Genomic DNA, 20,667 nt, shown 5'->3' with positions numbered 1-20,667 from the left:
GGTCCCCCGTCTCGCCCGACCCGGCGTGACGTCGGTCGCCCGGCCGGGCAGGTCAGCGGGTCTGGGAGACCCAGGCGTCGTGCATGCGGGCGTAGACCCCGCCCGCGCGGGCGAGGTCGTCGTGGTGGCCCACCTCCACGACGTGCCCGGCGTCGACGACGACGACGAGGTCGGCCGCCTCGGCCGTGGAGAGGCGGTGCGCGATCGTCAGCGTCGACCGGCCCGCGGTGAGCGACGCGAGCGCCCGCGCGATCCGGACCTCGGTCGCCGGGTCGACGGCGGACGTCGCCTCGTCCAGGACGAGCAGGTCCGCCTCCGCGAGGTACGCCCGGACGAGCGCGACGAGCTGCCGCTCGCCCGCGGAGAGGGACTCGCCACGCTGGCCGACCGAGGAGTCGAGCCCGTCCGGCAGGTCCGCGACCCAGTCGGTGAGGCCGAGCCGCTCGACCGCCGCCTCGATCCGGGCGCGACGCGCGGCGGGCGGCTCCTCCTCGGCCGCGCCCCGGAGCCCGTAGGCGACGTTGTCGGCGAGCGTCCCGTCGAACAGGAAGCCCTCCTGGGGCACGAGCACGACCCGCTCGCGCAGGGACGCCACGGACAGGTCGCGCAGGTCCGTGCCGTCCAGGAGCACGCGCCCGCCCGTCGGGTCCATGAGCCGCGTGACGAGCTTCGCGATCGTCGTCTTGCCCGAGCCGGTCGCGCCGACGACGGCGACCGAGGCACGCGCCGGGAGGTCGAGGTCGACGCCGTGCAGCACCTCGGGCCCGTCGGGGTAGGCGAACCGGACGTCCTCGAGGCGCACGTGGGCGGGGCCGCGCGGGCTGCGCACGCCGTCGGGGCCCTTGTCGACGACCTCGACCGGCGTCTCCAGGACCGCGAGGACGCGGCGCCAGCCCGCCACGGCGTTCTGCAGCTCGTTGAGGATCTCCGTCGCCATCTGCACGGGGCCGGTGAAGAGCTGGACGAGGAACAGGAAGGCGAGGAGCTGGCCCACCGAGATGTCGCCCGCCACGCCGAGCAGCGACCCGACGACCACGACGACCGCGAGCACGAGGTTCGCCACGAGCACGCCGCTGGAGAAGACGACCGCGACCAGCTTCTGCGCCCGGACCATCGCGCGCCGCGTCGCGTCGACCGCGGCGTCGACACGCCGGGCCGTCCGGGCCCCGGCGCCGTACGCGCGGATCGTCTCCGCTCCGACGACGGACTCCGAGATCGCGCCGAGCATCGCGCCGACCCGCGCGCGGACCTGGGTGTACGCGTCGTTGACCCGCGCCTGCGCGGGCCGCAGGACGAGGAACAGCGGCACGAAGCACGCCCACACCACGAGCGTGAGCTGCCACGAGTACACCGCCATGAGCGCCGTCGCGACGCCGATCTGCAGCACCGAGACGAGCAGCATGATCCCGCCCCACTGCACGAACAGCGAGATCGTGTCCACGTCGCTCGTGACGCGCGAGACGAGCGACCCGCGCCGCTCGGAGTTCTGGGTGAGCACCGACAGGTCGTGCACGTGCCGGAACGCGCGTACGCGCAGCGCGGCGAGGCCGGCCTCGGTCGACCGGAACAGGCGCACGTTGACGAGGGCCGAGCACAGCCCGGCGACGACGAGGATCACGGCGGCGACGCCCACGAGCACCGCGACGCGCGTCGTGTCCGGACCGCCGTCGGCGAGCACGCCCGTGTCGATGGTCTGCTGCACGGTCACGGGCACGACGACCCGGCCCAGCGCCGCGGCGACGGCGAGGCCGAGGGTCACCCAGATGCCGGCGAGGATCTGCGGCGACACCTGCACGCCGCGACGCAGCGTCGCGAGGACGCCCAGGGAGCTCGCCGAGGCGATGCGCGCGTCGCCGGTGCGGACGTCCGCGCCGCCGTCGACGGCGGGGCCCGCGCCCCGGCGGGTCGACCGCCCGGGTCGTTCGGTCGTGGTCCGGGTCATTCCTCCAGCGCCCCCGTCTCGACGTGCCGCACGACGTCGTCCTCCTCCGTCTCCTCCTGGCGCTCGAGGTCGTCGTCCCGGCGACCGTCGCGGACCTCGTCGTCCTCGCCCGCGTCGCGCACCGAGTCGTCCGTCGCGTCGGCGCGCTCGTTCTCCCGGCGCTCCGCCTCGCGCGCGTACGCGGTCGCGAGCTCGCGGTACCCGGGATCGCGGGCGAGCAGCTCGTCGTGCGTCCCGACGTCCACCACCCGCCCCGACTCCACGTGCACGACGACGTCCGCGAGCGCGACGCTCGACATGCGGTAGGCGACCATGACGACCGTCGGGCGGTCGTCGCCGCCCCGCGCGACGCCCGCGAGGATCTCCTGCTCGACCCGCGGGTCGACGGCCGACGTCGCGTCGTCGAGGACGAGCAGGCGCGGACGCCGGACGAGCGCGCGCGCGATCGCGAGACGCTGGCGCTGGCCGCCGGACAGGTTGGCCCCCCGCTCCCCGAGCGGGGCGTCGAGGCCCTCCGGGAGCCGCTCGACGACGTCGTCCACGCGCGCGAGCCGCAGAGCCGCCCAGACCTCCGCGTCGTCCGGGCCGGGATCGCCGTCGTCGACGAGCGTGACGTTCGCGCGCACGGTGTCCTCGAACACGAACGCCTGCTGCGCGACGAGGGCGACCTGCGTCGTGAGGTCCGCCTCGCGCACGTCGCGCGCGTCGGTGCCGTCGAGGAGCACGCGCCCGCGCGTCGGGTCCGAGAGCCGCGCGAGGAGCGAGACGAGCGTCGTCTTGCCGGCGCCCGTCGGGCCGACGACGGCGACCGTCGTCCCCGGCGCCACGGTGAGGTCCACGCCGTCGAGCAGCGTGAGCTCGCGGCCGCCCGCCCGGACGTCGACACCGATGCCCTCGAGCCGCACGCCCAGCCCGGCACCCGTCCCGCTCAGGGCCGACGTCCCGGGACGCAGCGCGCCCCCGGCGTCGACGACGCGGCTGATGCGCTCGTACCCGACGAGCGCGCGCGGGAGCTCGCCGAGGACCCAGCCGAACGCGCGGACCGGCACGGCCATGACGGTCAGGAGGTACGCGGCGGTGATGATGTCGCCGGGCGCGACGTCGCCCGCGGTGAGGCGCACGGTCCCGACGCCCAGCACGAGGAGCGTGCCGAGCGACGGCAGGAGCTCGATGACGGGGTCGAAGAACGCGCGCACGACGCCGACCCGCACGTTCGCGGCGCGCAGCTCGTCGGTGCGCTCGGCGAAGCGGCGCTCCTCGCGGTCCGCGGTGCCGAGCGACGTGACGAGGAGCGCGGCCTCGAAGCTCTCGTGCGCGACGTCGGACACCTCGGCGCGCAGCTGCTGCGCCCGCGTGATGGCGGGCGACATGTAGCGCTGGAACACGATGTTCACGGCGACGGCGACCGGGATGACCACGAGCGCCGCGCACGCGAGCCAGACGTCCACCCGGAAGAGCATCACGGCGGCGACGCCGATCATGACGACGACGCCCAGCGCGAACGGCAGCGGGTTGAAGACGCCCGTCGCGGCCTCGACGTCCGAGTTCGCGTTCGACAGGAGCTGCCCGGCCGGGTGCGAGCGGTGCCACGACATCGGCAGGCGCAGGTACTGGCGGGTCACCGCGGTGCGGTGGCGCGCCTGCAGCGCGGCGTACCCGTTGCCCGCGAAGATGCGCCGCGCGGCGACGCTCACCGCGAGCGAGAGCGCGATGCCGGCGAGCACGAGGCCCGCGACCCAGATGCGGCCGCGCGCTGCCTCGTCGCCCGCGAGCGCGGGCACCACGACCTCGTCGGTGACCCGGCCGACCGCGCCGCTCACGGCGACGGTCAGCGCGCCGAAGAGCGCGGACGAGCCGATCGCCAGCACGTACGTGCGCGGCTCGTCGCGGATGCCGCGCCCCATGAGCGCGAGCGAGCGGCGGACGCGGGAGCCGGTGAGCGCGTGCGGTCGGCGGACCGACGGCTCGGCGGGGAGCCGGTCGCGGGGGCGGTCGTGCCGGGCGGCGGTGGCCGGCGGGTCGGTCGGGGCGGGCGGGGCGTCGGCGCCGGTGGGGCGCGTCCTGCTGCCGGGCACGGGACGGTCCTCGTCTTTCGTTCAGGGGGTGGCCCGATCCTCTCACGGGCTCCCGACACCGCCGCCGGGCGTCCGCGCCGGTCAGCGCACCTGCACGCCCTCAGCCCGCATCGCGTCCTTCACCTGACCGACGGTGAGGGCGCCGAAGTGGAAGACGCTCGCGGCGAGCACCGCGTCCGCCCCGGCGCGCGCCGCCGCCACGAAGTGCTCGGGCGTGCCCGCCCCGCCGCTCGCGATCAGCGGCACGCGCACCTCGGAGCGCACCGCGGCGAGCATCTCGAGGTCGAACCCGGCGGTCGTGCCGTCCGCGTCCATCGAGTTGAGCAAGATCTCGCCCGCGCCCAGCCCCGCGGCGCGCGACGCCCACTCCACGGCGTCGATCCCCGTGCCGCGACGCCCGCCGTGGGTCGTGACCTCGTAGCCGGACTCCGTCCGCACGTCGCCGGTCGTGCGGCGGGCGTCCACCGAGAGCACGAGCACCTGGCTGCCGAAGCGGTCCGCGATCTCCGCGATGAGCTCCGGACGGGCGATCGCCGCCGTGTTCACGCCGACCTTGTCCGCGCCCGCGCGCAGGAGACGGTCCACGTCGTCCGCCGAGCGGACCCCGCCGCCGACCGTGAGCGGGACGAAGACCTGCTCGGCGGTCCGCCGCACGACGTCGTACGTCGTCTCCCGGTTGCCGGAGGACGCGGAGACGTCGAGGAACGTCAGCTCGTCGGCGCCCTCGGTGTCGTAGCGGGCGGCGAGCTCGACGGGGTCGCCCGCGTCGCGCAGGTTCTCGAAGTTCACGCCCTTGACGACGCGTCCCGCGTCGACGTCGAGGCACGGGATCACGCGGATCGCGACGGTCATGGGGAGTCTCCTCGGTCGGCCGGCGCTCCGCCGGTCGTGTCGGTGCCGGCCGTGCCGGTCGTGTCGGTGCCGGCCGTGCCGGTCGTGTCGGTGCCGGCCGTGTCGTCGGCCGCGCCGGTGTCGCCCGCGCTCTCCTCGGTCACGGGGAACTGGGCGTCGAGGATGTCGACGACGTAGACGAGCGTCTCGCCGGCCAGCGGGTTGGCGGTGGCGCCGTAGGCCAGGTCGGGCGGCACGACGAGGAGCACCTGGCTCCCCACCGACTGCTCGAGGAGCCCCTGCTCCCACCCCTCGATGACCTCGCCGATGCCGATCATCACCGACAGGGGCGCCGCGCCGTCCGTCCACGTCGAGTCGAAGACCTCGCCGTCGGACCAGCGCACGCCCGAGTACCGGACGGTGACCACCTGACCGACCTCGACCTGGCGCCCGTCGCCGCGGACGAGCGGCTGCACCACGAGGCCCGCGGGCGCCGCGGCCTCCGACGGGACGGTCACGCTCGGTGCGCCCTGCTCGTCGAGCGTCACCGTGGGCAGGCCCTCGACCGGCTCGACCGGCTCCCCGGACGCGCGCGTCGGCAGGACGTCGACGACGAGGGCGACGGGGACGCCGTCGTCCACCTCGAGGCGCAGCAGGCGCGCCCCCACACGCTGGCCCCGCAGGAGGTCGCGCAGCTCGCGGCCGACCGACTCGTCGGTCAGCGTGCGCCAGCGCGGCGCGTCCGTGTACGTGTTCTGCAGGACGGTGCCGTCGCGCAGGTCCTCCGCGTAGAGGTTGAGCAGCAGCGGGCCGCCGTCGACCAACTCGGCCCCAGCGCCCGGCCACACGACCTCCGACCGCGCGTCCGGCACGTCGAGCGGCGCCCGGTACTCCAGCGCGGGCGGGGCACCGGACGACCCGGCGACCGTGAGGTCGGTGTTGAGCGGCGTCTCCGTCGCGTCCTCCGGCTCCGTGCACGCACCGAGCACGAGCGCCGCGAGGAGCGCCACGAGCAGCACGAGCGCGGCCCGGGACCCGGGCGCACGACGAGCGCGCCGGACGCCCCGAGGGCGCCCGGCCGCGAGGGCCAGGTTCGTCACATCACGTCCTGCATCACATCGACTCGATGAGGCGCTCCACGCGCTCGTCGACGTTCCGGAACGGGTCCTTGCACAGCACGGTGCGCTGCGCCTGGTCGTTGAGCTTGAGGTGCACCCAGTCCACCGTGTAGTCGCGGCGGGCCTCCTGCGCGGCGCGCACGAAGTCGCCGCGCAGCTTGGCGCGCGTGGTCTGGGGCGGCACGGCCGTCGACTCGAACACCTCGAGGTCCGTGGTGACGCGCTCGACCATGCCGCGCGCCGCGAGCAGGTTGTACAGCCCCTCGGTGCGCGAGATGTCGTGGTAGGCGAGGTCGAGGCGCGCGATCCGCGGGTCGTCGAGCTCGAGACCGTGCTTGGCCTGGTAGCGCTGGATCAGGCGGTACTTGATGACCCAGTCCAGCTCGCGGTCGACGAGCGAGAGGTCGCCCGTCTCGAGGGCGCGCAGCCCGCGCTCCCACAGGTCGAGCACCTGCTTGACGACGGGCGTCGGCGCGACGTCCTGCTCGACGAACTCGCGCACGCGCTGCAGGTACTCGCCCTGGAGGTCGATCGCGGTGACCGTCCGGCCGCTCGCGAGCTGGACGGGCTGCTTGCCCGTCATGTCGTGGCTGATCTCGCGGATCGACCGGATGGGGTTCTCGAGCGCCAGGTCCCGCATGGGGACCCCTGCCTCGACCATGCGCAGGATGAGGTCGGTCGAGCCGACCTTGAGCATGGTCGTCGTCTCCGCCATCGAGGAGTCGCCGACGATGACGTGCAGGCGCCGATAGCTCTCGGCGTCGGCGTGCGGCTCGTCGCGCGTGTTGATGATCGGGCGCGACCTGGTCGTCGCGCTCGACACCGCCTCCCAGATGTGGTCGGCGCGCTGGGACAGGCAGTACACGGCGCCGCGCGGCGTCGCGAGGACCTTGCCGGCGCCCGTGAGCACCTGGCGCGTGATGAGGAACGGCACGAGGACGTCCGAGAGGCGTGCGAAGTCGCCCTGGCGTCGCACGAGGTAGTTCTCGTGGCAGCCGTACGAGTTGCCCGCCGAGTCGGTGTTGTTCTTGAACAGGTGGATCCGGCCGGGCAGTCCCTCGTGCTCGAGCCGCTGCTGGGCGTCCGCCACGAGGCCCTCGAGGATCCGCTCGCCGCCGCGGTCGTACGCGACGAGCTGACGGACGTCGTCGCACTCGGCCGTCGCGTACTCGGGGTGCGAGCCGACGTCGAGGTACAGCCGCGAGCCGTTGCGCAGGAACACGTTCGACGACCGGCCCCAGGCGACCACCTTGCGGAACAGGTACCGCGCGACCTCGTCCGCCGAGAGCCCGCGTCCGTCGTCGGACGCGCACGTCACGCCGTACTCGGTCTCCAGCCCGAAGATCCTGCGGTCCATGCGGCGCTACCCCTCGTCCGTCGGGCCGGTGCCCGTCGTGTCGTCGGGCGCGCCCTCGGCGGTCCCGTCGGTGGTGGTCGCCGCGTCGTCGTCCGCGAGGAGGCCCTCGAGGACGGAGCCCGTGAGACGGCGGAACGCGCGTCGGGGCCGGGTGCGGTCCAGGACGGCCACCTCGAGCTGCGCGGCCGGGATGGTGCGGGCGTCGTCCCCCTCGCCGCCGGACGCGAGCGCGTGCACCGCCAGGCGCAGCACCTCGGCGAGCCCGAGACCGGGCCGCCACGCGTCCTGGAGCACGCGACCGAGCTGGTCGGCCTGGCCGCCCATGACGACCACGCCCTGCTCGTCGGCGACGGAGCCGTCGTAGGAGATGCGGTAGAGCTGGTCCTGCTCCGCCGTGCGACCGACCTCCGCGACGACGAGCTCGACCTCGAGCGGCTTCGACTCCGTGGTGAACACCGTGCCGAGCGTCTGGGCGTACGCGTTCGCGAGACCGCGCGCGTTGACGTCCGTGCGGTCGTAGGAGTAGCCGCGCAGGTCCGCGTACCGCACCCCGGCGACGCGCAGGTTCTCGAACTCGTTGTACTTGCCCACGGCGGCGAACGCGATGCGGTCGTAGATCTCCGAGATCTTGTGCAGCGCGCGCGACGGGTTCTCCGTCGCGAACGCGATGCCGTCCTCGTAGGCGAGGACCACGACCGACCGGCCGCGCGCGATGCCCTTGCGCGCGAAGTCCGCCCGGTCCTTCATCAGCTGCTCGGGCGAGACGTAGAAAGGCATGTTCACGCGTCGTCACCTCCGGTCGGGCCGTCCTGCGGGCGGTCGTGCGGGACGGCCTCGGCGTTCGTCACCGGGGGACGGCCACGCTCCACGCCCGCCCCGGAGCGCTCCGCCACGATCTGCTCGACGACCGCCGCGAGCTCGTCGTCCGGCACGCGCTCGTAGCCGTCGGCCGTGACGACCGCGACCACCGGCCAGATGCGGCGGACCGGGTCCGGGCCGCCGGTGGCCGAGTCGTCGTCCGCCGCGTCGTAGAGCGCCTCGACCGCGACGCGCACGGAGGCCGTCCGGTCGAGACCGGTGCGCCACAGCTTCTTCAGGGAGCCGCGCGCGAAGACCGAGCCCGACCCCACCGAGTGGTACGCCCGCTCCTCGTACCGCCCGCCCGTGACGTCGTACGAGAAGATCCGGCCGGCACCGCGGTCGAGGTCGAACCCGGCGAAGAGCGGCACGACCGCGAGGCCCTGCATGGCGAGGCCGAGGTTCTGCCGGATCATCGTCGACAGGCGGTTCGCCTTGCCGTCGAGCGAGAGCAGCGCGCCCTCGATCTTCTCGTAGTGCTCGAGCTCGAGCTGGAACAGGCGCACGAGCTCGACGGCGATCCCCGCCGTCCCGGCGATGCCCACGGCCGAGTACTCGTCGGCCGGGAAGACCTTCTCGATCTCCCGGTTCGCGATCATCGAGCCCATCGTCGCGCGGCGGTCCCCCGCCATCACGACGCCCGCGCCCACGCCCTCGGCGCCGAACGTCAGCGCCACGATCGTCGTGGCGTGCGGAGCGTCGGGCACCGTGCCGGACGCCGCGTGCCCGGCCGCGCGGTGCGACGGCAGCAGGTCGGGGGCGTGCCCGGACAGGAACTCCAGGAAGGACGACGACCCAGGGGTCGTGAACGCGTCGGGCAGGCGCCCGGGCTGGTCCGTGCTCATCGGGTTGCCGTCACCCTTCCTACTCGCCGCCCTTCTGCACGAAGCCCCGGACGAAGGACTCCGCGTTCGTCTCCAGGACCTCGTCGATCTCCTCGAGGAGCGCGTCCACCTCGGCGTCGCGCGACTGCGCCTGCGGCGCGACCGGGGTCGCCGGGGCCTCGGGCTCGTCGTCGGGACGCCGGTCCTCGTGCGACGCGTGCGTGCGTTCGGTACCCGCCATGGCTGCCTCCTCGTCCGTCGGCCGGCCTCGCGCCGACGCTCTGTCCGTTCCAACCCCGTCCGGGCTCGCGCCCTTCCCGGCCCTGCTCGCACGCGGCGTCCCTCCCACGGAGGGCGGGCGCCGTCGTGCGCCCAGCCTAGTCGCCGCCGGTCACGACGGGCCTGCCAGACCCGCCAGCAGCGCGGCGGCGTCCGGGCTCGCGTCGAGCAGCGCCCCGATGTGGGCGCGCGTCCCGCGCAGCGGGTCCATCATCGGGACGCGCTGGAGCGACGGCGCGCCCGGCACGTCGAAGATCACCGAGTCCCAGCTCGCCGCGGAGACCTCGTCGCCGTAGCGCGCCATGACCTCGCCGCGGAAGAACGCGCGCGTGTCCTCGGGCGCGTGGTGCACCGCCGCGCCGACCTCGCGCTCGGTGACCACGCGGTCCACGGCGTCGGCGGCGAGGAGGCGGTGGTAGATGCCGCGCTCGGGCCGCACGTCGGACCACTGGAGGTCCATCGCCGCGAGGCGCGAGTGGCCCCAGTCGAGGCCGTCGCGCTCGCGCAGGCGGTCGAGGAGCCGGAGCTTCGCGACCCACTCGACGTCGCGCCCGCACGCGTCGCGGTCGGTCGCGAGGCGGTCGAGGACCGAGCGCCACCGCGCGAGCACGTCGCGCGTCGGGGCGTCGACCCCGTCCGGTCCCGCGAGGCGCTCCGCCGCGTCGGCGGCGACCTCCAGGTACTCGCGCTGGACCTCGAGCGCCGTCAGCTCGCGCCCGTCGGCGAGGGCGAGACGACGCGTCAGGTCGAGGTCGCGGCTCACGCGCTGGACGTCCGCGACCGGGTCAGCGAGGCGCAGCCCGGCCAGGCGGGCGCGCACCTCCGGGCCGAGCTCCTCCAGGTGCTCGACGACGAAGAGCACGAGCGACGTCGTGCCCGTCTTGAGGTAGGTCGCGGTCTCGAACATGTTCGCGTCGCCGATGATGAGGTGCAGCCGGCGCCAGCGCTGCCGGTCCGCGTGCGGCTCGTCGCGCGTGTTGACGATGGGGCGGCGCAGCGTCGTCTCCAGCCCGACCTCCGCCTCGACGTAGTCGGCGCGCTGGGAGATCTGGAACCCGTGCTCCTCCCCCGCCGGGCCGAGCCCCACGCGCCCCGAGCCGGCGAACACCTGCCGGGTCACGAGGAACGGCGTGAGCATCTCCACGAGGACGCCGAACGGCACCTCGCGGTCGACGAGGAAGTTCTCGTGGGTCCCGTAGCTCGCGCCCTTGCCGTCGACGTTGTTCTTGTAGAGCACGACGCCGCCGCCCGGCACCTGGGCCAGCTCGCGCGACGCGGCGAGCATGACCCGCTCCCCCGCGACGTCCCAGCACACGACGTCGTGCGGCACGGTGACCTCGGGCGAGGAGTACTCGGGGTGCGCGTGGTCGACGTAGAGCCGGGCGCCGTTGGTGAGGATGACGTTCGCCGCGCTCGGGTCGTCGTACTCCTCCGTCGTCGGCCGCGCGACCTCCTGGAGGGAGGCCCCGGCGGCGCCGCCCTCCGCCGTCCGGTCGACCGGCCCCGACGGCGCGGGGCGCGACGGGTCGTCCGTGAGGAGAGACGGGTGCGCCGACGCGCGCGGCACGTGGAACCCCCGCGCGTCCTGCAGCGGGTCCTCGTCGTCGTAGTCCCAGCGCGCCCGGCCCCGGGCGCCGTCGCTGCGCGCGGCGAGCGCCCGGTACGTGGTGACGACCTGGCTCGACATGAGCATCGGGTTCGCCATCGGCTTCCCCGGCTGCAGGACGCCGTACTCCGTCTCGATCCCCATGACCCGTCGTACGCTCACGCGCTCACCCTATGTCCGCCCTCCGACGCCGCGCCGCGCCGTCCACGGGGCGGCGCGACCGCGCCCCGCTAGAGGTACTGGCCGGTGTTGGTGACCGTGTCGATGGTGCGCGGCGAGCCGCCCTCGCCCTTCTTCTGGACGATCGTGCGGATGAAGACGATGCGCTCGCCCTTCTTCCCGCTGATGCGCGCCCAGTCGTCGGGGTTGGTGGTGTTCGGCAGGTCCTCGTTCTCCTTGAACTCGTCGACGCACGCGGCGAGCAGGTGGTCGACGCGGATGCCGCGCTGCCCCGTGGCGAGGAGGTCCTTGATCGCCGACTTCTTCGCCCGGTCCACGACGTTCTGGATCATCGCGCCCGAGTTGAAGTCCTTGAAGTACAGGATCTCCTTGTCGCCGCTGGCGTAGGTGACCTCGAGGAACTGGTTCTCCTCCTCCTCGGAGTACATGCGCTCCACGACCGAGCGGATCATCGCGTCGAGGGCCTCGCGCTGGTTGCCGCCGTGCTCGGCGAGGTCGGCCGCGTGGATCGGCAGGTCCTCCGTGAGGTACTTGGCGAAGATCTCCTTGGCGCCCTCGGCGTCGGGCCGCTCGATCTTGATCTTCACGTCGAGGCGCCCGGGCCGCAGGATCGCGGGGTCGATCATGTCCTCGCGGTTCGACGCCCCGATGACGATGACGTTGTCCAGCCGCTCGACGCCGTCGATCTCGGCGAGGAGCTGGGGCACGATCGTCGTCTCGACGTCGGACGACAGGCCCGTCCCGCGGGTGCGGAACAGCGACTCCATCTCGTCGAAGAACACGACGACGGGCGTCCCCTGCGACGCCTTCTCCCGAGCGCGGGCGAAGATCAGCCGGATGTGCCGCTCGGTCTCGCCCACGTACTTGTTGAGCAGCTCGGGGCCCTTGACGTTGAGGAAGTAGCTGCGCGCCACGCCCGAGCCGTCCTCCACCTGCTCGCCGCGCGCCCGCGCCACGGTGTGCGCGAGCGAGTTGGCGACGGCCTTGGCGATGAGCGTCTTGCCGCACCCGGGCGGGCCGTACAGCAGGACGCCCTTCGGCGGGTGCAGACCGTGCTCGCGGAACAGGTCGGGGTGCGTGAAGGGCAGCTCGACGGCGTCGCGGATCTGCTCGATCTGGGGCCCGAGACCGCCGATGTCCTCGTACTCGATGTCCGGGACCTCTTCGAGGACGAGCTCCTCGACCTCGGACTTCGGGATGACCTCGAACACGAAGCCGCTGCGCGTGTCGATGGTGAGCGAGTCGCCGACGCGGAGCGTCGTGCGCGCCACCGACCCGGCGAGCCGCACGACCCGCTCCTCGTCGGCCCGGCCGACGACGAGCACGCGGTCGGCGTCGAGGATCTCCTTGACCGTGACGATCTCGCCCGTGCGCTCGTAGCCGCCCGCGGCGACGACGGTCATCGCCTCGTTGAGCTTGACCTCCTGGCCCGGGCGCAGGCGCTGGACGTCGAGGCTGGGGCTCGCGCCGACGTGCATCTTGCGCCCGGCGGCGGACACGTCGACCGACCCGTCCGGGTGCGCGGCGAGGAACACCGCGTACGTCCCCGGGGGCTTGGCGAGGTCGTCGATCTGCCGCTTGAGGTCGAGGATCTGGTCCCGGGCCGCGCGGAGCGCCTCGGCGAGCCTCTCGTTCTTCGCGGACAGCAGCGCGAGCTCGCGCGCGCCGTCCTGCGGGGCCTGGTCGCTACGGCCGAATGTCTCGCTCATCGGGTGTCCCTCTCGCCGCCGGCTCGCCCGACCACGGGTGGACGGCGGACGACGGGCCTCGCGAGGCGCCCGTGCCGACCATCGTCCGGCGGTCGGGTGTAGACCTTAGGCACAAGTCTCGCCCGTGCACACGGACGACACCCAGGGTGAGACGGCGGCGCCCCGATCGTTACCGGACCGTCACGCGCCCGACACGTCGGGCGCCCCGTCGGCGTCTTCCGCGCCCTTCTGCACGCCGTGCTCCGCGCCCGGACCGGTCGTCTGCTCGGGGCCCTGGCCGACGTCGCGCCGCACGCGCCGGATCTTCTTCTCGGAGACCGGGCGCTCGCCCAGCTCCTCGGGCGACCACTGCTCGGCGTCGGTCGGGTACGCGCCCTTGGCCGGGCGGCGCTTGCGCTCGGGCGGCGCGACGCCGTCCGCGAGGCGCCGTGCGGTGAGCAGGAACCCGGTGTGCCCGATCATGCGGTGCTGCGGCCGCACCGCGAGACCCTCCAGGTGCCAGCCCCGCACCATCGACTCCCACGCGACGGGCTCCGCGTAGCGGCCGTCGGCCCGCAGGTCCTCCGCGAGGCGTGAGAGCTGGGTCGTCGTGGCGACGTAGCACACGAGGACGCCGCCGGGCACGAGCGCGCGCGCGACGACGTCGAGGTTCTCCCAGGGCGCGAGCATGTCGAGCACGACGCGGTCGACCGTGCCGTCCTCGGCGACGGTCGGGAGCACGTCGGCGAGGTCGCCCACGGAGAGCGTCCAGGCCGGGTGCTCGCGACCGAAGAACGTCTCGACGTTGCCGCGCGCGATCGCGGCGAAGTCCTCGCGCCGCTCGATCGAGTGGAGCTCGCCCGCGTCGCCGACGGCGCGCAGCAGCGACATCGTCAGCGCGCCCGACCCGACGCCCGCCTCGACGACGCGCGCGCCCGGGAAGATGTCCGCCATCGCGACGATCTGGCCGGCGTCCTTCGGGTAGACGACCGCCGCGCCGCGGGGCATCGAGAGCACATAGTCCGCGAGGAGCGGGCGCATCGCGAGGTACTCGATCTCGGCGGTGTTGCGCACGACGCTGCCCTCGGGGCGGCCGATGAGGTCGTCGTGCCGCAGGTAGCCCTTGTGCGTGTGGAACGTCGCGCCCGGCGCGAGCGTGATGGTGTGCAGGCGACCGCGCGGGTCCGTGAGCTGGACCTTGTCCCCCACGCGGAGCGGGCCGCGGCGCTCGTCCGCGCCCGTCGCACCGGGGCGGTCGGACGCGCCGTGCGCGGGGGCGGCTGCGCCGTCCCCACCGGGCTGCGGGGTCGGGTGGCCGGGCGTGGTGGCGGGCTCGGAGGTCACGGGCGACCATCCTACGGGCCGCCCGCCCCACGCCCGACGCCGGTCGGTCGTGCGCGCGGACGACGCGCCGGTCACCGCCCGCGCCGGGCGTCCCGCAGCGCCGCGACGACCCGGGCGACCTCGAGCGCGCCGACGACGCGGCCGCCGTCGGTCACGACGACGACCGCCGCGTCCCGCCCGACGCGCGAGAGCTCGGCGAGCATGTCCTGCCCCGCGCTGTGGGCGTCGATCGTCGCGGCCCCGGGCAGGGGCACGGCGACCGCGCCGACCGGGGTCGTCTCGGCGGCGTCGGGCGGCACGGCCGCGGCCGCGGCGGGGTCCACGTACCCGAGGGGCCTGCCTGCGCCGTCCACCAGGACGGCCACCACGTGCGGACCGCCCGCGAGCGCCACCGAGCGCCCGACCGCGCCGACCGTCGCCGTGGACGGCACGGCGACCGCGGGGCGCGCGAGGCTGCGGACGGTGAGCCCGGACACCGCCTCGCGGGTGCGCCCGACGGTGATGGCCTGCCCCGCGCCGCTCCACAGGAACGCCCCGATGAGCGCCGCCCAGGCGACGGTCCACAGGTCCGGCCGTCCGCCGTAGGTCAGCGGCCACACGAGCGCCCACGCGACGACCCCGACGGCGACCGCGCGCCCGACCCAGCCGGCCGCGACCGTGCCCTTCGTCCGCGACCCGGTCGCGGCCCACACGGCGGACTCGAGGATCTGGCCGCCGTCGAGCGGGAGGCCGGGCAGGAGGTTGAAGAACCCGACGAACGCGTTGGAGAACGCGGCCGCGTACAGCAGGAGGGCGGGCACGGAGAAGGTCGGCTGCGCCTGGAACGTCACCCAGAACACGACCGCGAGCGCCAGGTTGGTCAGCGGGCCGACGACCGAGATGAGGAAGCCGTCGAGCGGGCGCGCCGACGTGCCGGAGTACGCCGTGTGGCCGCCCCACAGCGTCACCGCGAGCTCGGTCACGTGCTGGCCCCGGGCGCGCGCGACGAGCGCGTGCGCGACCTCGTGCAGGAAGACGGACGCGAACAGCAGCAGCACGAACGCGAACGACACGAGGTAGATCTCGGGGCCGAGGTGCGGGGCGAGCCGCTGCACCGTCGGCGCGAAGAGGACCGTGAGGATCGCCGCGGCGAGGAACCAGGACGGCGTGAGGATCACCGGTGCGCCGACGACGCGGCCGATCACCCAGCCCTTCGTGCGCGGGCCTGCCGGTGCGGGCGTGCGGGGTGCTCGAGGTTGGGGTCCGTCCACCCTGAGAGCCTATGCGCTCGGCGGGTCCGTCCCGACGGCCCGCGCACCGTCGGGCAGGCCGTCCGGGCGGCGCCTCAGGCCGCGTCGTCCTCCATGAGGTCGACGACGTCGCCCGCGACGAGACGCGACAGGAGCGCGACGTCGACGAGCTCGAGCGACGGCGTGCGGCTCAGGCCCGGCGCCGGGAGCACCGGGACCACGGCCTCGACACCCAGCGTCGCGGCCCCCGCGGCGCGGGCCGAGGCGATCCCCGCGGGCGAGTCCTCGATCGCGACGCAGCGCGTGACGTCGACGCCGAGGCGCTGCGCGGCGAGGAGGTAGGGCTCCGGGTCGGGCTTGCCGCGCTCGACCTCGTCGCCGCAGACCAGCACCTGGAACGCGTCCGGCGGCGCCATCTCGGCGACGGGCTGGGCGAGCTCGCGGTAGGACATCGTGACGAGCGCGCACGGCACGCCCGCCTCGCGCAGCGCCGTGAGGAGCTCGCGCGCGCCGGGCTGCCACGGCACCTCGACGCGCACCTGCTCGATCACGCGCCCGATGAGGAACGCGACGATCTCGTCCACCGGCAGGTCGACGCCGCCGCGCTCGCGCAGGATGCGCGCCGACTCGCGCAGCGGGTTCCCGACGAGCGACATCGCGTCCTCGTGCGTCCACGTGCCGCCGTGCGCGCCGACGAGCTCGTGCTCCGCCGCGATCCAGTAGGGCTCGGTGTCGACGAGCGTCCCGTCCATGTCCCACAGGACCGCCTCGGGCAACGCGGGGGCGTCGGGACGCTCGGCAGAGCGCTGACCTGCGGACGTGCTGTCAGGACGAGAAGGCAAAGCGGTCTCCATCAACGGTCGTACGACGAACCCCTGCACCCTCGACCCTAACCGGACGCCACCGCCGCGGGCGCGCCGCCGTTCCTGGGCGTGCGGTCGCGCGCGACGGCTTCTGGCGATCCTGCTCCCGAACTCGCGCGCCGGTCGACAGAAGCGTGCGGCTTCCCTAGGCTGCTGAGCGCCCGCCACCGCCGTCGGGCCCGACGAAGGAGTCGCCATGTCCGCACCCCCCGTCCGCCGCCCGCTCGCGCTCGCCCTCGCCGGGGTGCTCGTGCTCGCCGGGACCGCGCTCCCCGCGAGCGCCGCCGTCCCCGACCCCGTGGTGACCGGCCCGGTGCCCACGACGACGGCGCCCGGCGACCCTGCCCACGGGTACCCCTTCCTCGCGACCGACTACGACCTGGCCGCGCGCGGCTACGTCGAGGAGGAGTTCTTCGTCGAGGGCGAGGCGACCCGCTACCAGGCGGACGGCGTGACGGACGCGACGGTCCTCAGCACCGGGCACGCTTTCCGCACCCGCGTCGTGGTGCGCCGGCCCGTCGACCCCGCGACGTTCAACGGCACGGTGATCGCCGAGTGGTACAACGTCTCGAACCAGTGGGACCAGGAGGTCGACTGGTTCCAGACGCACGAGCACCTGGTGCGCGAGGGCTACGCGTGGGTCGGGGTGTCGGCGCAGCGGGCGGGCGTGCACTCGCCCACCGGCCTGCGGGCCTGGAGCCCCGAGCGCTACGGCACGCTCGACCTCACCGACGGCGGCACCGTGACCGACGACACCCTCTCGTGGGACGTCTTCAGCCAGGCCGTGGCCGCGGTGCGCGACCCCGCGGGCACGGCGCCGCTCGGTTCGCTCGAGGCGGAGCGCGTCGTCGCGACCGGGCACTCGCAGTCGGCGGGGCGGCTGTGGTCGTACGTGAACTCGGTCGACCCGCTCGCGGGGGGCGTCGACGCCGTCGTGCTGCACGGCGGGGGCGGGCTGCTGCGCGACGGCCTCAAGACGCCGGTGTTCAAGATCAACAGCGAGACCGACGTCGCGATCGACCTCCTCGGGGCGGCGCAGCGCCAGCCCGACACCGACGTGCGGCGCACGTGGGAGGTCGCGGGCGCGTCGCACGGCGACTGGAAGCTCATCACCGACTACGGGCGGCTGCGGATCCGCGACGTCGGCTCCGCGCCCGGCGGCTATCCCGGGACGCCGCAGACGTGCGAGGAGCCGTCCGGCTCCCGCGTGCCCCAGCACCTGGTCCAGGCGTCGGTGTACGACCACGTGGCCGCGTGGGTCGCGGACGGGACGACCCCGCCGTCGGCGGCCCCCATCACGCTGTCCGACCAGGCGCCGCGCCAGGTGGTGCGCGACGAGCGCGGCCTGGGCCTGGGCGGCGTCCGGCTCGCGCAGCAGGACGTCCCGACGCGGATCAACTCCGGCGCCAACGCCGGGCCCGGGTTCTGCTTCCTCGACGGCGGCTCGCGCCCGGTGGACGACGCCACGCTCGCGGCCTGGTACCCGGACGCCGAGGACTACCGCGACGCCGTCGTCGCGTCGACCCGTGCCGCGGTGGAGGCGGGCTTCGTGGGAGCCGACGTCGCGGCCGACCCCTCCTGGTACACCGACGTCGTCGACCTCGTCGACGAGCGCGTCGCCGCGGGCACGGTCGAGCCGGAGGCCGGGGCGCGGGTCCAGGACCGGATGCGGCGCGCGCTCGAGGCCGCGGACCGGCGTGACTGGGACGCGGCGCAGACCCTGGTCCAGGAGGCGCTCGCTCTCGGCTCCACGGCGATCGAGGACGCCGGCGCGTCGGCGAGCGTCGTGCGGTCGACCACCGCCGTGCTCGGCGTCCTCGCGCTGTCCGCCGCCCTCGACGGCCCCGACGTCTCCGCGACCGCCGTCCCGCGGTGCCTGGCCGGGCGGGCGTACGTCGCGGTCCGCGCGACGAACGACGGCGCGGTGCCCGCGGACGTCACGCTGAGCACGCCGTTCGGCGAGCGCACCGTGGCGGGCGTCGCGCCCGGCGCGTCCGCGTACCAGTCGTTCTCGGCGCGCTCGGACACGCTCGACGCGGGCAGCGCGCGGGTGACGGCCACGGGAGACGGGCGGTCGTCGTCGGCCGACGTCGCCTACCCGGCGCTCGACTGCGGCTGAGGCGGCTACGCCGGGCGCGAACCCGCCCCGACGCCGCCGGGCCCGGCCGCATAGGCTGGGGTGATGACCGAGAACGCGACCGAGGGCACCCGCCAGACCGTGATGATCGCGGCGTTCGAGGGCTGGAACGACGCCGGGAGCGCCGCCACGGCCGCCCTCCAGCACCTGCACGAGGTATGGGGCGCCGAGGACGTCGACGAGCTGGACCCGGAGGAGTACCACGACTTCCAGGTGAACCGCCCGGTCGTCACGACCGACGACGACGGCCGCCGCGAGATCACGTGGCCCACGACGACGATCGCGTCGGCGGTCCTGTCGCCGACGGGTCGCCGCGTGGTGCTCGTGCACGGCATCGAGCCGTCCATGCGCTGGCGCCGGTACTGCCGCGAGCTGCTCGACGTCGCGGAGGAGCACGGCGTGCGCACGGTCGTCACGCTCGGCGCGCTGCTCGCGGACGTGCCGCACACGCGGCCGATCCCCATGACGGCGACGTCGGAGAGCGTGGGCCTGCAGGCCGTGCTCGACGTCGAGCCGAGCACGTACGAGGGACCGACGGGCATCGTCGGCGTCCTCCAGCATGCCGCGGCGGAGCGCGGGATGCAGTCGGTGTCGCTCTGGGCGGCCGTGCCGCACTACGTGGCGCACCCGCCGTCGCCCAAGGCGACGCTCGCGATCCTCGCGCGCATCGAGGAGCTGCTGTCCGAGCCGATCCCGCTGGGCGACCTGCCCGAGGACGCCGAGGCGTGGCAGCACGGCGTCGACGAGCTCGCCGCGGAGGACGCGGAGATCGCGGAGTACGTCCAGCAGCTCGAGGAGGCGAAGGACACGGCCGAGCTCCCCGAGGCGAGCGGCGAGGCCATCGCGCGCGAGTTCGAGCGCTACCTGCGCCGCCGCGACCGCGGCAACCCGGGCAAGGGCCCGACCGTCTGACGCACGGCCCGCGTCGCGGGCGGCGGTGTCAGCGCGGGGCTGCTCGTCAGAGCCGGACGCCCAGCAGGGCGTTCACCGCGCGCGCGACGACGCCCGGGGCGCCCTCCTCGTCGTGCGACGTGTCACGACCGGGGCGCAGCGACTCCGCGGCCCAGGCGTCCACGGCGGCGAGGGCCGTCGGGGCGTCGAGGTCGTCGGCGAGCGCGGCGCGCACGGCCGCGAGCGTCGCGGTCGCGTCCGGGCCACCGTTGCCGGACACGGCGTCGCGCCACGTCTCGAGACGTCGCACGCCCGCGGGCAGGTCGTCGTCGGTCCACTCCCACTCGCCGCGGTAGTGGTGGGCGAGCAGCGCGAGGCGGATCGCCATCGGGTCGACGCCCGTGGCCCGCAGGTTCGACACGAGCACGAGGTTGCCGCGCGACTTGCTCATCTTCTCGCCCTCGTACGCGACGAGTCCGGCGTGCACGTGCGCGCGGGGCGCACCGCCGCCCGCGAGCATGCGGTCGTGCGACGACGACATCTCGTGGTGCGGGAACAGCAGGTCCGCTCCCCCGCCCTGCACGTCGAACGGCAGGCCGAGCCCGTCGCGCGAGATGACCGCGCACTCCACGTGCCAGCCGGGGCGGCCGGTGCCGAGCGCGCCGCCGTCCCACGCGGGCTCGCCCGGGCGCTCGCGGCGCCACAGCAGCGGGTCGAGCGCGTCCTTCTTGCCCTCGCGGTCAGGGTCGCCGCCGCGCTCGGCGAAGAGGTGCTCCATGACGTCGCGCGCGAGGCGTGAGACCGAGCCGAACGCGCGGTCGGCCGAGAGGTCGGCGTAGACGTCGCCCAGCCCGGGGTCCGTGCCGCCGGCGCCCGGCTCGACCGGGACGCGGTACGCGAGGCCCGCGTCGAGGAGCTGGGTCACCGCGTCCACGACGGCGGGGATCGTCTCCACCGCGCCCTCGTAGACGTCGGGCGGGACGACGCCGAGCGCCGTCATGTCCTCGGCGAACAGCGCGGTCTGCTCGACGGCGAGCGCGCGCCAGTCTACGCCGGTCGCGGCGGCACGCTCCAGCAGCGGGTCGTCGACGTCGGTGACGTTCGACGCGTAGCGCACGCGGTGCCCGGCGTCCGTCCACGCGCGCACGAGCAGGTCGAACGCGACGTAGGTGGCCGCGTGGCCGATGTGCGTCGCGTCGTAGGGCGTGATGCCGCACACGTACAGGGTGGCGTCCTCGCCCGCGGCGGCGACGACGAGCTCACGGGTCGACGAGTCGTGCACCCGGACCGGGAGGCCTCGTCCGGGGAGCTCGGGGATCTGCGGGGCGGGCCAGCTGTGCACGCGTCAACCTTAGCCGCCGGGGCGCCGCCATCGGACCGCCGTCCGGCACGCGAGCGACGCGCGGAGCCGCGCCCGACGGCGACCGGGCAGGTCCGTGCGGGGC

16 protein-coding genes are annotated in these 20,667 nt (G+C 74.8%); 2 read left to right on the top strand and 14 right to left on the bottom strand.

The features are described 5' to 3' along the window. Positions 1 to 52: 52 nt before the first annotated feature. The 13 genes from ACI769_RS12780 to ACI769_RS12720 all read right to left on the bottom strand — a co-directional run bounded on the left by ACI769_RS12780 (position 53) and on the right by ACI769_RS12720 (position 16,173). Positions 53 to 1,942 carry an ABC transporter ATP-binding protein gene (locus ACI769_RS12780; RefSeq protein WP_409141703.1) on the bottom strand — a complete coding sequence of 630 codons (1,890 nt, stop codon included), beginning with the start codon at positions 1,940 to 1,942 and terminating at the stop codon, positions 53 to 55. Further along, a complete protein-coding gene (locus ACI769_RS12775) occupies positions 1,939 to 3,846 on the bottom strand; it encodes an ABC transporter ATP-binding protein (RefSeq protein WP_409141716.1) in 1,908 nt (635 codons plus the stop codon). Before ACI769_RS12775 ends, ACI769_RS12780 begins: the two co-directional genes overlap by 4 nt. A 252-nt stretch (positions 3,847 to 4,098) precedes the next feature. After that, entirely contained in the window at positions 4,099 to 4,869 is a 771-nt protein-coding gene (hisF, locus tag ACI769_RS12770) for an imidazole glycerol phosphate synthase subunit HisF (RefSeq protein ID WP_043651192.1), read from the bottom strand. Then, positions 4,866 to 5,948 carry an FKBP-type peptidyl-prolyl cis-trans isomerase gene (locus tag ACI769_RS12765; RefSeq protein WP_409141702.1) on the bottom strand — a complete coding sequence of 361 codons (1,083 nt, stop codon included), beginning with the start codon at positions 5,946 to 5,948 and terminating at the stop codon, positions 4,866 to 4,868. Before ACI769_RS12765 ends, hisF begins: the two co-directional genes overlap by 4 nt. Positions 5,949 to 5,961: 13 nt before the next feature. Next, the gene (pafA, locus tag ACI769_RS12760) at positions 5,962 to 7,323 is read right to left on the bottom strand and encodes a Pup--protein ligase (protein ID WP_021479769.1); all 1,362 of its coding nucleotides are present in this window, start codon (positions 7,321 to 7,323) and stop codon (positions 5,962 to 5,964) included. Between the two features lie 6 nt (positions 7,324 to 7,329). Continuing rightward, positions 7,330 to 8,106, bottom strand: a complete 777-nt coding sequence (gene prcA / locus ACI769_RS12755; protein WP_409141701.1) for a proteasome subunit alpha — start codon at positions 8,104 to 8,106, stop codon at positions 7,330 to 7,332. Then, on the bottom strand, positions 8,103 to 9,026 hold the full coding sequence (prcB, locus tag ACI769_RS12750; protein WP_409141700.1) for a proteasome subunit beta: 924 nt from the start codon (positions 9,024 to 9,026) through the stop codon (positions 8,103 to 8,105). Before prcB ends, prcA begins: the two co-directional genes overlap by 4 nt. A 19-nt stretch (positions 9,027 to 9,045) precedes the next feature. Then, positions 9,046 to 9,246, bottom strand: a complete 201-nt coding sequence (locus ACI769_RS12745; protein WP_021479766.1) for a ubiquitin-like protein Pup — start codon at positions 9,244 to 9,246, stop codon at positions 9,046 to 9,048. A gap of 150 nt (positions 9,247 to 9,396) precedes the next feature. Next, positions 9,397 to 11,034 (bottom strand): depupylase/deamidase Dop, encoded by a 1,638-nt coding sequence (gene dop, locus ACI769_RS12740; RefSeq protein ID WP_085387868.1) that lies wholly within the window; start codon positions 11,032 to 11,034, stop codon positions 9,397 to 9,399. Between the two features lie 86 nt (positions 11,035 to 11,120). Continuing rightward, a complete protein-coding gene (gene arc / locus ACI769_RS12735) occupies positions 11,121 to 12,779 on the bottom strand; it encodes a proteasome ATPase (RefSeq protein ID WP_085387867.1) in 1,659 nt (552 codons plus the stop codon). Positions 12,780 to 12,959: 180 nt separating this feature from the next. After that, positions 12,960 to 14,102: a tRNA (adenine-N1)-methyltransferase gene (locus tag ACI769_RS12730; protein ID WP_081895739.1), complete on the bottom strand. Its 1,143-nt coding sequence runs from the start codon at positions 14,100 to 14,102 to the stop codon at positions 12,960 to 12,962. Positions 14,103 to 14,173: 71 nt separating this feature from the next. Continuing rightward, complete coding sequence (locus ACI769_RS12725) at positions 14,174 to 15,352, bottom strand: site-2 protease family protein (RefSeq protein ID WP_253705614.1); 1,179 nt, start codon at positions 15,350 to 15,352, stop codon at positions 14,174 to 14,176. Positions 15,353 to 15,426: 74 nt separating this feature from the next. Continuing rightward, a complete protein-coding gene (locus ACI769_RS12720; RefSeq protein ID WP_256380349.1) occupies positions 15,427 to 16,173 on the bottom strand; it encodes an HAD family phosphatase in 747 nt (248 codons plus the stop codon). Between the two features lie 217 nt (positions 16,174 to 16,390). Between ACI769_RS12720 and ACI769_RS12715 the strand changes: the two genes are divergently transcribed. Both ACI769_RS12715 and ACI769_RS12710 read left to right on the top strand, forming a co-directional pair. After that, positions 16,391 to 18,313, top strand: coding sequence for an alpha/beta hydrolase domain-containing protein (locus tag ACI769_RS12715; RefSeq protein WP_409141699.1), 1,923 nt, complete (start codon positions 16,391 to 16,393; stop codon positions 18,311 to 18,313). A gap of 63 nt (positions 18,314 to 18,376) precedes the next feature. After that, the gene (locus tag ACI769_RS12710) at positions 18,377 to 19,243 is read left to right on the top strand and encodes a PAC2 family protein (protein ID WP_021482086.1); all 867 of its coding nucleotides are present in this window, start codon (positions 18,377 to 18,379) and stop codon (positions 19,241 to 19,243) included. Between the two features lie 46 nt (positions 19,244 to 19,289). Here the strand turns inward: ACI769_RS12710 and mshC are convergent, their stop codons facing one another. Next, complete coding sequence (gene mshC / locus ACI769_RS12705; RefSeq protein WP_409141698.1) at positions 19,290 to 20,564, bottom strand: cysteine--1-D-myo-inosityl 2-amino-2-deoxy-alpha-D-glucopyranoside ligase; 1,275 nt, start codon at positions 20,562 to 20,564, stop codon at positions 19,290 to 19,292. Positions 20,565 to 20,667 lie beyond the last annotated feature (103 nt).

This window comes from Cellulosimicrobium sp. RS (assembly GCF_046159675.1).
GTDB classification, from domain to species: domain Bacteria; phylum Actinomycetota; class Actinomycetes; order Actinomycetales; family Cellulomonadaceae; genus Cellulosimicrobium; species Cellulosimicrobium funkei.
This window is presented reverse-complemented; position numbering and strand designations above follow the sequence as displayed.

Excerpts from the sequence above, each read along its gene's own strand:
- ACI769_RS12715 (WP_409141699.1), top strand. The coding sequence starts at position 16,391 with ATGTCCGCACCCCCCGTCCGCCGCCCGCTCGCGCTCGCCCTCGCCGGG.
- dop (WP_085387868.1), bottom strand. The coding sequence starts at position 11,034 with ATGGGGATCGAGACGGAGTACGGCGTCCTGCAGCCGGGGAAGCCGATG.
- hisF (WP_043651192.1), bottom strand. The coding sequence starts at position 4,869 with ATGACCGTCGCGATCCGCGTGATCCCGTGCCTCGACGTCGACGCGGGA.
- ACI769_RS12775 (WP_409141716.1), bottom strand. The coding sequence starts at position 3,846 with ATGGGGCGCGGCATCCGCGACGAGCCGCGCACGTACGTGCTGGCGATC.
- ACI769_RS12710 (WP_021482086.1), top strand. The coding sequence starts at position 18,377 with ATGACCGAGAACGCGACCGAGGGCACCCGCCAGACCGTGATGATCGCG.
- ACI769_RS12745 (WP_021479766.1), bottom strand. The coding sequence starts at position 9,246 with ATGGCGGGTACCGAACGCACGCACGCGTCGCACGAGGACCGGCGTCCC.
- pafA (WP_021479769.1), bottom strand. The coding sequence starts at position 7,323 with ATGGACCGCAGGATCTTCGGGCTGGAGACCGAGTACGGCGTGACGTGC.
- arc (WP_085387867.1), bottom strand. The coding sequence starts at position 12,779 with ATGAGCGAGACATTCGGCCGTAGCGACCAGGCCCCGCAGGACGGCGCG.
- ACI769_RS12780 (WP_409141703.1), bottom strand. The coding sequence starts at position 1,942 with ATGACCCGGACCACGACCGAACGACCCGGGCGGTCGACCCGCCGGGGC.
- prcB (WP_409141700.1), bottom strand. The coding sequence starts at position 9,026 with ATGAGCACGGACCAGCCCGGGCGCCTGCCCGACGCGTTCACGACCCCT.